Here is a 13,905-nt window from a genome sequence, read left to right on the forward strand (position 1 = left end):
ATGGCTGCATGAATTGGCATCATCCGTACGCAAGGTCTCGCCATGGAATATTTGTTGGATCCTCTTTGCCTGGGTGTTGGCTTGGTGCTATGCGATGTTCTCGCCTGGCGCCTCATCGAACCCGGCTACAAGCGGCTGCGCCTTGCCGCCCGGCTGGCAATATTTGCATTGCTGACTGCCGTGCTTCTCCATGGCGGCATGAGCCCGCTCGATGCAGCACCGTCGCCTGAACAGCCGGTTCGCCATTTCCTTGGACAGGCGCTGGAGATCATCTGGTGGCTGCTCGGCGCCCGCGCCCTCACCATTCTCCTGGACGCGCTCTTCATGCCCAAGGCCTGGCACCAGGAGCGCCTGTTCCAGGACGTGCTGGGTGCGCTGATCTTCGTTGCCGCGGCCGTGGCGGCCATCGCCTACGTGCTTGAGCTTCCTGTGAGCGGTTTGCTGGCGACGTCGGGCGCCCTGGCCATCATTGTTGGCCTGGCGATCCAAAGTACCTTGAGCGATGTGTTCTCGGGACTCGTACTGAACGCCACACAGCCCTACCATCTCGGCGACTGGGTCTCCATCGATGGCGTGGACGGCAAGGTGCTGGAGATAAACTGGCGCGCCACCCATCTGCTAAGCGCCCAAGGGAATCTGGTGGTGATCCCCAACAACGTGACTGCCCGGGCCAAGATCACCAATATCAGCCGGCCCTCGGAACTGCACGGTGTCAACGTATCCATCCAGGTCACACCGGAAGCCCGCCCGAATGTGGTTGTGGAAGCGCTGGAGCGCGCGGTTCTAGGTTGCAAAGTCGCATTGGCAAAGCCCGCGCCATCGGTGATGGTGAAACAGGCCGGCGCCAACTCGATCGAATATGAAATTACCTGCTACGTCGAGGATATCGCCAATAAGAGACTGGCCACGAATCAACTCTTCGATCTCGCGCATCGGCACCTCGCATCCGTCGACGTCAATCTCCGTCCGCTCGCGGTCCCCAACACAGGCACCCCGGCGACCGATCGCCGCCAGCGGCTGCTTTCGACTGTGAGCATCTTCCAGGCGCTTGGCGCGGACGAACTCTCCCAGCTTGCCGAACGCCTGTCGCGGCATGAATACCAGGCGCACCAGACGGTTGTGACAAGTTCCGATGTCACGGACTACATGCTCCTTGTGGACTCGGGTGTGCTCTCCGTCTCAATTGCACGCGGAAACGAGCGCCTGGAGACTGCCCGCCTCGGACCGGGTGAAGCGTTCGGCGAGCCTGGCGTTTTGGCGGGCATTGCCATGCAGGTGACCATTGAGGCAATTACCGGCGTGGTCCTCTACCGGCTCGATAAATCGGATCTCACACCGGTACTTCAATCCCGTCCTGAAGTGGGATCGCAAATGTGCCAGCTGCTTTCCCAGCGGCAGGAATCGAACAGCGCCTTCGGCAACATGCAACCGCCTGCCCATGCCGGCAAATCCAGCGTCTTGCAATGGCTCCAGGACAAGATGCACAGCCTCCATCATCTTGCCGGACACTAGGTGCCGTGACCCCGGGGCACTGACCTCTCCGGCAGAACACCGTGTTCGGTCGAGCAGAACGCCGGCGCACCTCGTGCTCGACTATGATGACACCAGTCCGGAAACTGCGGGAACACCAGCGTTTGCGCTCTTTTACCACCCTCGTCAGGCTCTGACCCAAGTGCAATGGCAAAGACATCCGGCAGCACGTTAGCGCCAGAGCGCGCATCATTCGCCAATACCGTCCGGACATACTGGCAGGCGGACCGGGGACGGCTGGTGCACGCGTCCAAGACCGCGCTTGCCGTGGTCCTTGCCATGTGGCTCTCGATGCGGCTTGAGCTTTCCTCGCCGCGCACTGCCATGGTTTCAGCGGTCATCCTGCTGATGCATCAGCATAGCGGCATGGTGCTGGCAAGAGGTTTCTACCGTGCCCTGGGGATGCTGGTTGGCAATCTGGCCGCCCTGCTGCTGTTCTTCGCCTTCCCGCAAGAACGCGTGCTATTCCTGCTCTGCTTGTCCGTCTGGACCGGGCTGTGTGTTTGCGGGGCTGCCTACTACCGGAACTATCAATCGTATGGATTCGTACTCGCGGGCTACGCGACGTGTATTGCCGCCGTTCCGTCCATCAACAATCCCTATGCGATCTTTGACAACGTGATTGTCAGCCTTAGCGAGGTATCGATCGGGATCCTTTGCGCAGGGTTGGTAAGCGCGCTGATCTTCCCACAGCGGGTCGCCACGATGATGCTGGCTGCGGGCCAGCTGCATATCACCACCTTTGTCGGCTTCATCCGCGAGGCCCTGCACGGCAGGCAATCCCCGTCCGCGCTTGGACTTTCACACCTGCATCTGATGGGCGAACGCGCCCAGCTTGAGAACTTGCGCAGCGCGGTGGTCTTCGAGGATCCGGAGTTGCGCGCGAACAATGACCTGATGGTTCGCCTGAATCACGATTTCCTCGATGCCATTGCGCGCTTTCACACTATTCACCAACTGCGCGCACGCATCGAAAAGACCGAAGATCATCGGGCCGGAGGCGCACTCGATGCCCTCTTCGACTCGCTGTCCAGAATCCTGCCGTCCCCCTCGGACGGCGCCAGGCTAAGCCTGGCGGAGGTACGCGGCCTGCATGCCAGATTGCTGGCATTGAAGGCCGAGCTGCCCGGCAGCATCGCGTCCGCCTCGGCGGCGCTTTCCGATGCTCCGCCGCCGGCATCGGACCGGTTTGCCGCGGGTGCGACAGCACTCGACGAAGCCACGGCCGATCTGCTCTCCTATACCGAGCACTATATCGCCCTGCGCACAGCCCGCACATTCGTCACGGGGCGCCCCCGCAAACGGCCGCACAAACTCTTGTACTCGGGGAATCGCGCCTTTGCCCTGGCATCCGGCCTGCGCGCAGCGATAGCCATCCTGGCATGCTCGTGGCTGTGGATTGCGTCGGGTTGGAACGGCGGCAGCTCGGCAGTCATCGCCGCTGCCATCGCCATCGCGCTCTACTCGGTCATGCCCCAGCCGACCGCCGTTGCCCGGCAGATGCTCATCGGTTGTGCGGCGGCCTGGCTGGCCGGCCTGTTTTTCAACTTTTTCATCCTGCCTCGCCTCGACGGGTTCCTGCTGCTCGCGGTCTGGATCGCCCCGTTCATCATGGCTGGCAGCTATCTCGGTACCTTTCCGAAAACCGCGACGATTGGGTTGGGATTCGGTATCTATTTCAGTTTCCTCAGCAATCTGACAAACCCGACCGTCTACAACCCGACCAGCTATCTGGACTCAGGCCTTGCCACGCTGCTTGGCATTGCGATAGCGTCGCTCGCGTTTGCGACCATCGTCCCCCAGGGCGGTCACTGGCTGGCCGAGCGCTATCTGCATCAGTTGCGCAAGCTGGTGGCAAGAGAGGCGTGCCATGGCGCACTCGACGGCCTGCGCCTGACCTTCGAGAGCAATATCCGCGATTTCGTGCAGTACGCCGGCACCCGGCCGGTGACTGGCCGCGCCAGCCAGGCGGATCTGTTGGGATGGTCTTTCGCCGCGCTGGAGATCGGGCTTGGCGTGATCAGTATTCGTGAAGCGACGGCCAGGGAGGCCATGCCAGCGAGATGGAAAAAACAACAAGACAGCATGCTGGCGGCGATCTCCGCGCTATTCCTTGCACCCTCGCCGCAGACTCATGAGGTCGCGTTGCGCGCCGTCGAAAGCGCCATTGAACAGACAGCCGGAACGGCAAGCAATCCGGCAAGCGGCGAGCCTGGATCGCGGCCGTCGCAAGTCCGGGCCTTCCTGCACTTCGTCAGGCTGTCGCTGCTGGACGATGCCCTCCCCCTGGTCAATGCCTTTCCGGGCACTGGTGCCGAAGCTGCCTGATGCAAGCATGCGCGCCCTGGCCTCCCACCGACAGAATCATGCGGGTGTTCGCCGTGCCAGCTAGATCCCTGATTTGCGCCTGTGCCTGCGCTTGCGCCCTCGCCGGTTGCGCTAATACAGGCGGCATCGCCCCGTCATCCACCCTGATCGATGCCACCGCGGTCGATGCCGGCACCGCCTTGCACGCAACGCAGCAGGACGCGGGCTGGCCGCAGCAGGCCTGGTGGGACCGCTTGGGTGACCCTGCATTGAATGCGCTGGTAGAACGTGCGGTCGCAGGCAGTCCCGATATGCGAATCGCGCTGGCGAGAAGCCAGCTTGCCGAAGCACAGGCCCGGATTGCCGGCGCCGCAGTCGAACCCAGCGTCACCGGTGGCGGTTCATTCGGCCGGACGCGGTTTCCCCGCCTGTCCACCCCGCAGCCCATTGGCGGCCACACCACGTGGAACAACCGCATAGGTATCGATCTCTCCTACGACCTCGACCTTTGGGGCAGGAACCGGGCCGTGCTGCAGGGCACCATCGACAATGTGCAAGCGGCCGCCGCCGATGCCCGCGCCGTGCAGTTGAACTTGGAGACCTCCGTGGTTCTTGCCTATGTGGAACTGGCCCTGCAGTATGCGATCTGGGATGTGAACAAGGCGATGCTTGCGCGGCAAAGCAATATCTACGACATCATCCGCAAGCGCGGGAGCCGCGGCCTGGCCAGCCAACTGGAACTGAGCCAGGCGCGCACGCCGATCCCTGCCCTGCTTGCGCAGCTACAACAATCGGAACGGGAGATCGCGCTGATCAAGAACCAGCTTGCGGTGCTCAGCGGCGACGGCCCGGGCGCGGGGGAACGGCTGCAGCGCCCAAAACTGGTACTGGAAACGCCGATTGCCGTGCCAGCCACGCTGCCGGCGGAACTGGTCGGACACAGGCCCGACATCGTGGCGCAACGCTGGCGCGTAGAAACGGCAGCGCAAGGCATGAAGGTGGCAAAGGCAGATTTCTACCCGAACATCAATCTCGTGGCGAGCCTGGGCCTGGCTTCCGCGGCCTTCGGCAACTTCTTTACGTTCATCAACAACGACGCGATCGGACACAACGTTGGCGCCGCGTTCTCGCTGCCCATCTTTGACGGTGGGAGAAGGCAGGGCAACTATGGCGCCGCAACCTCGAACTACGACCTCGCGGTCGAGAGCTACAATAAAGCAGTGCTTTCCGCCTTCCAAAGCGTGGCGGATCAAGTGATCTCCCTCCAGTCGCTCACACAGCAGCAGGCCGGCATCGAGGAGGCGCTACTGTCGGCAAAGCAGGCGTACGGGCTCGCTGAGAAGGGCTACCGCAGCGGGTTCACCGACTATCTCAACGTACTGAACACCGAGAACGAACTCAGGCGCCAGCAGCAAAGCCTCGCGCTGGTGCAGGCCAGCCGCCTCGATGCGTGGGCACGTCTCATGCAAGCCCTTGGCGGCGGCTTTGATGAGACAAAGTCTGCGAGCCAGGAATGAGCGAAGCCGGAGCACTGCCCCATGTCTCGTGAAATCGCCTTGTCATCCGTCCTGATGCCGACTTTGTTGCCGGTATTCCTGGCTTGCGTGGTGCTCTACCTGCTGGTCGATTACCTGTTCGCACGCATTGGTCTCTATCGCCTGGTGTGGCATCCCGCACTGTTTCGCGCGGCCTTGTTCGTGTGCATGTTCAGCGGCATCGGCCTGATGCTATGGGACTGAGTTTACCGCCCTGGGCAATCGCCAATCGGATCAAAATCATTCAGGAACATGAAATTGAAAATGCAATTCCTGTTGCGTCTGCTTGTCACCTTGCTATTGACAACTGCGGCGATCGTACTCGGCTACAGTCTCTGGACACACTATATGTATTCACCATGGACGCGTGACGGCCGTGTCCGCGCGGAAGTGGTGAATATCGCCGCGGATGTCTCCGGCCTGGTTTCCCGCGTGCCCGTGAAGGATAACCAGGAGGTGCATCAAGGCGACCTGCTTTTCGTGATCGATCAGGAACGCTTCCGGCAGGCGCTCGCCCAGGCCGAAGCACAGGTCCAGGCCCGCAAGGCGGAGCTGGACATGCGGCACCAGCAGACTATCCGGCGCCGTGACCTCGATAGTTCGGTCATCTCGGTAGAAAGCCGGGAAGATACCAGTGCCCAGGAAAAGCAAGCGAAAGCGAACTACGACGCAAGCCTGGCAGCCCGGGATACCGCGAAGCTGAATCTGCAAAGAAGCGAGATTCGTTCCCCGGTAGACGGATACGTGACCAACCTGAATCTCTATGCTGGCGATTACGTGAGTGCCGGGTCGGCTCGCATGGCCGTCATCAACAAGCACTCCTACTGGATTTACGGCTACTTCGAAGAAACCAAACTGTCGAAGGTGCGCGTAGGCGCGAAAGTCGAGATCAGGCTGCTATCTGGTGGCGATCCGTTAAGCGGACATGTGGAGAGCATTGCACGAGGCATTGCCGACCGCGACAACCCTACCAGTGCGAATCTGTTGGCTGACGTGAATCCCGTGTTCACCTGGATCCGGCTGGCGCAGCGCGTGCCCGTACGCATCCATCTGGATGCTCCCCCTGACGATCTCCGCCTTGCCATGGGGACCACGTGTACCGTCACCGTCGTTGCCGACGGCGGCGGAAAATAGAGCGCGCCCGTTCCGAGGGTCGCGATACCAAGCCATGCATGCCTAGGAAACGAGCTTCAGCTTGTAGAACAATTCGACACGCTCCACCAAGTCACCTTTGTGCTCCTCGAACCGGCGTATATGTTCGGCTTGCGTGTGATGCTCTCCCTGGGCCTCTTCGCTCGCCCAATGCTCTAGGAAGACGAATCGGTTCGGATCATCCTGCTGTTCAAATAGCTCATAGCGCAAGTTGCCTCGGTCCTTGCGCGATGGCTCCACCAGAGCCTTCAGCTTCTCCCTGAGATCCGCCTCGCGCCCCGGCTTCGCATATACGCTTACCAATACAAAGAAATCGTCCATCTTTCCCTCCGTCGTGCCGTCAAGAGCATGCAGCCGTGCCGCTATCGGGCCGGGACATGGCAGGCGCGTCAAAAGGGGGGCCACGAACTCGCTAAGCCCCCCTGCACCCTGAACCAATGAAACGGTCCGCCAGGCACGGCGGCCGAAACCGGGCCGATACTAATCCTTCTTCTCGTAGGCGAACTGGATGCCGGCCRTTCCCCCCGTTTCGATGAAGAGATTCATGAAGGCAGGCACCGTATCCGACCTGGCCCAGTCGCGCTGGAGTTCGCACAGCATCTGCGTCCAGCTGATCATCTGGCCGCCCGCTTGCTCGATCCGCCGCAACGCGGCCTCATGCGCCGCAACAGAGGTTCCGCCAACGGCGTCCACTACCGCATAGACTTCGTAACCCTCCTCCAGCGCATCCAGTGCGGGAAAGGATAAGCACGCCTCTGTCCACAGCGCGGTCATGATCAGCTTCTTCCGCCCCGTTGCCTTTACCGCCTCCTTGAACTCCGTGTCCTCCCAAGAGTTGATGGAGGTGCGATCGATGGTCGGCAGGTGGCCGAGCACCTTCTGAATCTGCGGGATTGGCGGCTTGTTCAGCCCGGTCTTCACATTCACCGTCGAATGGACAATCGGCAACCCGTACGCCACTGCCATCTTCGCGGTGCCTACGATGTTGTCGATCAGGAGCTGACGATCCATCGAGGCAATGGAGTTAACCTGCACCGGCTGGTAATCGATGATGATGAAGGTTGAATTCTGCGGGGTGAGAAGGTGATCACTCTTCGGATCGCGTATCGCTTCGCTGGTCATACTAGTCTCCAATGCGGCAGTTTTGCCATGGGTGCCATGATTGGGCACACACCTGTTGAACCGCCTTTCAATGCCAGAGAGCGCGGTACCGGCATGCAGCTCGACAGGTCACCCACCTCCTAGCAACTTGATGTGTCGAGCCTAGTAAAAGATACCCCCTCAATCAAGGACAATCCGCCAGCCAGAAAAGGGGAACGTGTTCGCGATTCCCCGTTGCCACGATGATCAGAATGTCAGCGCCGAATTCCGCACCGCCGCCGGGAACTCTGTCGTAGCTGGCTATCGTTTTTTGAGCCGGCGCCGCCACCTTGGTGATAGCGCGCCTGGCACGCGGCCAGAAACAGCACATGCATCTGTCCACGCTAATGCCACAATGCTCAATCCAGCTGGGCCCCTGAATCCTTGACGAGCTTTGCCCACTTTGCCAGTTCATCCATGATCAAGGCCCGGAACTGCTCTGGCGTGTCGGAAGTAGCTTCGGCTCCCTGCACCGCCAGCCTGTCCTGCACATCCTTGCTATTGAGCACCTTCACGGTCTCCGCGTGAAGTTTCGCGAGGATATCTTTCGGCGTGCCCGCTGGCGCAAGCAGGCCATACCAGGAAACGGCTCCGTAGCCGGAAACGGTTTCTGCGATTGCCGGAACCTCGGGCACGAGCCGGGAACGCTTCTCCGTAGCCACGCCAAGCACGCGCAGCTGCCCAGTTTTCACAAATGGCATCACGCCGGGCAGGCTGCCGAACGTGATCGGGACCTGGCCACCGACCACGTCGGTAGCCGCGGCAGCAGCGCCTTTATATGGTACGTGCGCAAGATCGATCCCCGCCTTTGCCTTCAGCATTTCCCCAAGCAAATGATTCAGCGTGCCATTCCCCGCCGACGCGTAGTCGAGCTTGCCCGGCCTGGATTTGGCCAGACTGATCAACTCCTTGACGGATCTCGCCGGAAACGCAGGATTCGTGACCAGCAGATAGGGGGCCGTAGCCACTAGCGTGATCGGCTCGAAGTCCTTGACGGGATCGAAGGGAATCTTCCTGTAGAGCGACGGATTGATCGTGTACGAGCTGCCCACGGTCAGCAGCAGCGTATAGCCATCGCGTGGTGCCTTTGCCGCCAGCTGAATCCCGATATTCCCGCCCGCCCCCGGCCGGTTGTCGATGATGAAAGGCTGCCCTAGGTTTGCGCTTAGCCTTTGCGCGACAATTCGTGCCACCGCATCATTGGCGCCGCCAGGGGCCTGGGGAACGATCAGCGTCACTGGCTTGCCGGGATAGCCGCTGGCCGCCGCCGTGCCGCAGGCAAGTGAGAGGCTCAGGGAAGCCACCGCGCCAAAGAGGCGGCAAACTGGTTTTGTCGTGTTCTTCAAGTTCTGTCTCCATACAGGGCATGTCCCTGTTCTTCCACCTACGCTACGTGCGCGGTGGAAGCCATGGAGGGTGAAAGAACCCGAGGCGGCTGTAAAGCAATCTTTGGTGAAAGCGCCATCGCGGAAAACGATGGCAAGACAGGAATGAGGCGGACTACCGCAGAAGACGACTGGCGAAGATCGGCCGAAACGGCGTCAGCCCCCCAGTTCCACCGATGTGCTCCGCTTGCGCGCCGGCGCCGACTTGGCTTTCGGTTGCTGGAGGAACTTCAGCACCAGGTTCGTGGTCGCCTGGAAATGATCGGAAAGAAGCCTGCAAGCTTTGTTGGCATCGCGCTCGACGATGGCATTGACGATTGCCTTATGTTCCGCCGCCACATCCCGGCCTCGTTCAGCCTTGGGCACAGCGAGAGAAATAAAGCGGTAACGCGCCGTCTGGTCCCTGAGCACTGTCGAAAACCGGCGCATCCATGGCGACTTGCATCCTGCGATCAGAACCTCATGAAAGGCGGCATGGGCCTCCTCCCACTCGGGATTCAGCGCTCCATCCTGTCCACGCAGAACCATCGGGATGCGCGTCAGGCGATAATGCGCGGCAACGACCTCTCCCTCCCAAGCGATATCTCCCGTCTCGATCGCGTCCCGGAGTGCGCTGGTTTCGATCTGCTGCCTGACACGGGTGATGTCCAGAAGCTCCTCCGGCGACAACTCCGCTACCCGAAAGCCCTTTTGATCGATTGCCAATACGAATCCGGTCGTGCACAGGCGAGACAGTGCCTCTCTTAGCGGAATAACACCTGCCTGGTAGCGCTCAGCCAACTCCTTCAGGCGGAGCTTGCTACCGGCGGGCAATTTGCCGTTGATAATGTCTTCACGGACGGTCTGCTCGAGAATGGACGCCCAGGTGCGCCCCCCCAAGTCCAGCGTTTCCGCCGCAACGGCAGCAACTTCCTCGGCGCCTGCCTTTGCTGACTTAGCTCTCGGCACAGTATCGCCTCGCAAAATGATAGATAGTATGAGCCATTATATATTTTTGCGAGACGAGCAGGTCGCAATGCAAGCAAGACATCCCGACTATCACCGCGGTCGCGGCCGCTGTGTTGCCGATGGCCAACGCAGCATGGACTTCGCTGTTCCCGATACATTCGAACGAAGGCCGCTGGCGCAACGCGCCTGCCAGCGGCCTTGGGTCAGCCGCGGGGTGCGCTATGCGGCGTGGCAGTGGACCCCGGAATCCGACAAGCGGCCGAGGATGCCCTGCATTGCTGCGGCGAATTCCCGTTCGGAGTTGGCGCCATGCCGTTGTTGCCGCCAGCAGACGAAACGATCCGGCCGTACCAGTATCGCGCCCGAGTCGGTGATACCGCGCAGCTTGCCCCAGGTACCGTAGACATCGTGCGCATCACAGTTCGGGCCGCCTATGCTAACCACCTCGATCTCGATTCCGGTTTCTTTCGAAATGGCAGTGGCGATGCGGTGCCAGGCGCCACCACCGACACCGGTCAGCAGGGTAAAGCGACCGTGTCCAACCAGGTCCAGCGTGGAGACACGCTCCTTGTGATACTCAAGCCACACGTGCGGAATGACCCCACCTGGCGAGGTGGTCGGATGGTAGTAGAGCTCGGGATCTCGCGTAAAGGGATCGCGCGGCAGCCCGTCCGGCACTACCGCTGCCGACTGGTAAGTCTGGCCAAGCTCCACGCCGTGGCAATTGAACTGGTAGTTCTGCAACTCGACCGCCTCTTGCAGTGCGCGGCGCCGCTCCTGTCCCCGCTCCGTGCCTCCGAAGAGTTCATCGATGTTCTTCCAACCTTCGGCCTCGCTCTGGCCTGGCTGGAATCCTAACGCCTGTGCGATCGGCAGCATATTGCGGACCGACTTCATGGCGCGGTCAACCACTTGCCTGGCGACCGGCTGTCGTTCGGCGGAATAGCTGTCGAGCAATGCGTCGTCCGCACCGCCACGAATCACATACGCAAGCTTCCAGGCCAGATTAAAGGCATCCTGGATCGAGGTATTGGTGCCAAGACCGTTGGCGGGCGGGTGTCGATGCGCGGCATCGCCGGCGATGAAGACACGGCCCTTACGCATGTCCCTGGCTGCAACATGATTGATCTGCCATTTACTGACAGCTTTTACCTTGATGGGAAGGGAGTCATCACCGATGGTAGCCCTGGCACGCCGGATAATGGCTTGCTCACTGAGGTCGGGCTCGCCATCGGCGGGATCGTACATGAATAGCAGCACCCACTCGTTCCATGGGCGCACGCAGATGTAGGTGCCACTTCCCACCCAATAGTCATTGCCGGGCTGGGTCATCCAGTACAGCACACCGGGACGATGCTCACAATATTTGGCGAGATCCACTTCGAGCCAGCAATTGACCGCAGCCCCGAGCCCCATCTGGCCTTCCATCTCGAATCCACATTGGGGCACCACTACGCTAGCGCCACCATCCGCGCCAATGACATAGCGCGCCTTGACCTGCATGGTCTCATCCGTGTCTCGGTCCCTCAGGATGGCCGTGACCGCATCGTCGTTCTGGGAGATCTGAATGAGTTCTGTATTGAACAGGAACTCTGCCCCACGCTCTCGTGCGCAGTCCAGGATGACGGGCTCAAGCAGATGCTGCGGTGCGTTGCACATCTGGGACGGGCTAGCCATCGCGTAATCCGCCTTGCGTTGCTCCGAGCTGCCCCACGTTTGTAGTCGCGCGATCTCCGTGCCCGCGAAACTGGTCGCCCAGACATTGTTACTCATCAGCTCGTTCGGCGTGGCAAACTGCCGCACGCGGTCTTCGATGCCCAGGTCGCGAAACACCTCCATGGTACGTTGGTTGGTGATGTGAGCGCGAGGCGAATTGGCGGTGCCCGGGTACTTGGTGATTGTCAGTGTCCGGACACCGTAGGTGGCCAGCAGTGCCGTGGAAACCAGGCCCGCCGGTCCGGCACCCACGACAAGAACGGGGACTTCGATCGTCTTCAATTTTGTCTCCTCGGATTTCATGCTCAAAGACCTTATTGCTTTTGTTCGTCGATGACGGGATTCGATAACGTGCCGATGCCTTCAATCGTGACCTCGCACACGTCACCATGGCGCATCAGCAGCTTCGGATTACGCGCCCAGCCAATACCGGATGGTGTGCCGGCTACGATTACGTCACCAGCCTCGAGGGTGATCGCCTCGCTGATGATCGCGATCAGCGAAGCCACGTCGTACAGCATGTCGGAGGTATTCGCGGATTGGACAACCTGCCCGTTCAGCCGCGTCTCCAGCTTGAGACCAGCCGCGCCCGGCGGCAATTCATCCGCGGTCACCAGCACCGGCCCGAAGCCACCCGTTGCATCGAAATTCTTGCCAACCGTCCATTGGGGAGACTTGAACTGGTACTCTCGTACCGAACCGTCGTTGAAGATCGAGTACCCGAACACATGCGCCAGCGCGGCTTCCTTCGCAATATGCTTGCCGCCCTTTCCGATCACGACAGCCAGCTCGCCCTCGAAGTCCAGCGAGTCGCTCACCATTGGTCGCACAATGGCACCCGCGTGCCCCACCAGGCTGGTTGGCACGCGCAGGAACAGCGTCGGGTAGTCCGGCTGATCGTAAGGCGACTCCTTGGTATGGTCGGCATAGTTAAGTCCTACGCAAAGAATCTTGCGGGGACTGACAACAGGCGGTAGATAAGTCAGCCGACTGCCGTCCGGCACCGGTGCAGCTTCGGCATACAGGTTGCGTAGTTGGTCTGCGCTCAAGCCTGACTCAATCAACGCGCCAATATCGTTGCCTGCTGCCACAGGCAAGGCTAATACGCCCTCCGTGGTCACCATGCCCATACGTTGCTGGCCATCCAGCAGGAACGTTGTCAATTTCATATTCAAACTCCCAAGAAGTCGAGGCCATAACGCACCGCCGAGCGATATAAATAAAGTACAAATGCAAATATATTTCTGAAGCCAGCCAGACCCAGTTTCCGTCAACGCGGGGCCTGAGGCCCTCTGCGACAGAAGGAACAGATTGAGCGAAGCAAAACAGCAGGCGCCTGTCTACCGGTGCCAGCTCGCCGTCCTCTGCCTTGTTTCAACTCAGGCTTCCGTGTTTCGAATGAAGTAATCCGGGACGGCGGGTCCCCATTGATACAGCGAGTCTTCGGCCGGGAAATCGCCCGCTGGCCACGACTGCCCCGCGGCGATGTAATCGATGTCCGCCGAGTACTCGCAGAACGAGCCCCAGGGGTCGAGCACATAAAAGAAATAGTTTGAGCCGAGTACATGGCGTCCGGTGCCCCAGCCCAGCTTGTAACCCGCGTTGGCCATCTGGCTGGCACCCTGTCCTATCTGATCGACGCTTTCGACATCCCATGCCGCGTGATGCCAGCCTTTGGCGGAACTCTTCACAAAGGCAAGCAAGTGATGGTCGCTGCCGTATGGGGCATGGGTAAAGGCGATCACATCATCGGATCTGTCCGATAGGCGCAAGCCCAGCGCATTCCGATAGAAATCCAGCGCGCGTGGCACGCCAGGCGAAAACAGCAATACGTGCGAAAGGCGTCGCGGATGGACTCTCCGCACCTGGCTCCTGACCACCGCCCCGCGTCTACCTGCCGGCGCGCTTTCCATGCGGACTGTGGACTTCGCGCTCGGGGACGTTTTTGGACCGACCTTGACCTGGACCAGATTGCCATCCACGTCAAAGAACCACACCCCCTCCTCGCTGCCGAACGGCACATCGGTTACAAAGGTCGCACCGCAATCCGCAAGCTGTCGCCGGATGCCGTCGAAGTCCCCTGCAAAGCAATTGAAACTCAGGTAAGCCAGGCGCTTCTGTTCACCCTCATAGAATCTGGCCCAGCAGTGCTGGTCACCGGCAAATACGTCGAGTGAGTTTCCCTTGCGCAG

The 13,905-nt window shown here is 60.6% G+C and carries 12 protein-coding genes; 5 read left to right on the forward strand and 7 right to left on the reverse strand.

Annotation, left to right across the window (positions count from 1 at the left end):
* Positions 1-42 precede the first annotated feature (42 nt).
* The 5 genes from AC1DT6_RS26865 to AC1DT6_RS26885 all read left to right on the forward strand — a co-directional run bounded on the left by AC1DT6_RS26865 (position 43) and on the right by AC1DT6_RS26885 (position 6,506).
* Entirely contained in the window at positions 43-1,512 is a 1,470-nt protein-coding gene (locus AC1DT6_RS26865) for a mechanosensitive ion channel domain-containing protein (RefSeq protein ID WP_477115060.1), read from the forward strand.
* A 165-nt stretch (positions 1,513-1,677) separates the two neighbouring features.
* Positions 1,678-3,858, forward strand: coding sequence for an FUSC family protein (locus AC1DT6_RS26870; protein WP_477115061.1), 2,181 nt, complete (start codon positions 1,678-1,680; stop codon positions 3,856-3,858).
* A 38-nt stretch (positions 3,859-3,896) separates the two neighbouring features.
* Positions 3,897-5,354, forward strand: a complete 1,458-nt coding sequence (locus AC1DT6_RS26875; protein ID WP_477115062.1) for an efflux transporter outer membrane subunit — start codon at positions 3,897-3,899, stop codon at positions 5,352-5,354.
* A 21-nt stretch (positions 5,355-5,375) separates the two neighbouring features.
* Positions 5,376-5,576 carry a DUF1656 domain-containing protein gene (locus tag AC1DT6_RS26880; protein ID WP_477115063.1) on the forward strand — a complete coding sequence of 67 codons (201 nt, stop codon included), beginning with the start codon at positions 5,376-5,378 and terminating at the stop codon, positions 5,574-5,576.
* Between the two features lie 54 nt (positions 5,577-5,630).
* Positions 5,631-6,506 (forward strand): efflux RND transporter periplasmic adaptor subunit, encoded by an 876-nt coding sequence (locus AC1DT6_RS26885; protein WP_477115074.1) that lies wholly within the window; start codon positions 5,631-5,633, stop codon positions 6,504-6,506.
* Between the two features lie 42 nt (positions 6,507-6,548).
* On the opposite strand, the gene AC1DT6_RS26890 is transcribed toward AC1DT6_RS26885, so the two are convergent.
* The 7 genes from AC1DT6_RS26890 to AC1DT6_RS26920 all read right to left on the reverse strand — a co-directional run.
* A complete protein-coding gene (locus tag AC1DT6_RS26890; protein WP_477115064.1) occupies positions 6,549-6,845 on the reverse strand; it encodes a putative quinol monooxygenase in 297 nt (98 codons plus the stop codon).
* Positions 6,846-7,004: 159 nt separating this feature from the next.
* Complete coding sequence (locus AC1DT6_RS26895; RefSeq protein WP_477115065.1) at positions 7,005-7,646, reverse strand: hydrolase; 642 nt, start codon at positions 7,644-7,646, stop codon at positions 7,005-7,007.
* Between the two features lie 377 nt (positions 7,647-8,023).
* Entirely contained in the window at positions 8,024-9,010 is a 987-nt protein-coding gene (locus tag AC1DT6_RS26900; RefSeq protein WP_477115066.1) for a tripartite tricarboxylate transporter substrate binding protein, read from the reverse strand.
* A gap of 195 nt (positions 9,011-9,205) precedes the next feature.
* Complete coding sequence (locus AC1DT6_RS26905; protein WP_477115067.1) at positions 9,206-9,997, reverse strand: GntR family transcriptional regulator; 792 nt, start codon at positions 9,995-9,997, stop codon at positions 9,206-9,208.
* A 219-nt stretch (positions 9,998-10,216) separates the two neighbouring features.
* Positions 10,217-11,995 carry an FAD-dependent oxidoreductase gene (locus tag AC1DT6_RS26910; protein WP_477115068.1) on the reverse strand — a complete coding sequence of 593 codons (1,779 nt, stop codon included), beginning with the start codon at positions 11,993-11,995 and terminating at the stop codon, positions 10,217-10,219.
* 32 nt (positions 11,996-12,027) lie between these two features.
* A complete protein-coding gene (locus tag AC1DT6_RS26915; RefSeq protein ID WP_477115069.1) occupies positions 12,028-12,882 on the reverse strand; it encodes a fumarylacetoacetate hydrolase family protein in 855 nt (284 codons plus the stop codon).
* A 210-nt stretch (positions 12,883-13,092) separates the two neighbouring features.
* The coding region (locus AC1DT6_RS26920) for a VOC family protein (protein WP_477115070.1) at positions 13,093-13,905 on the reverse strand (813 nt) is incomplete at its 5' end.

This window comes from Cupriavidus sp. 01L45, assembly GCF_056399885.1.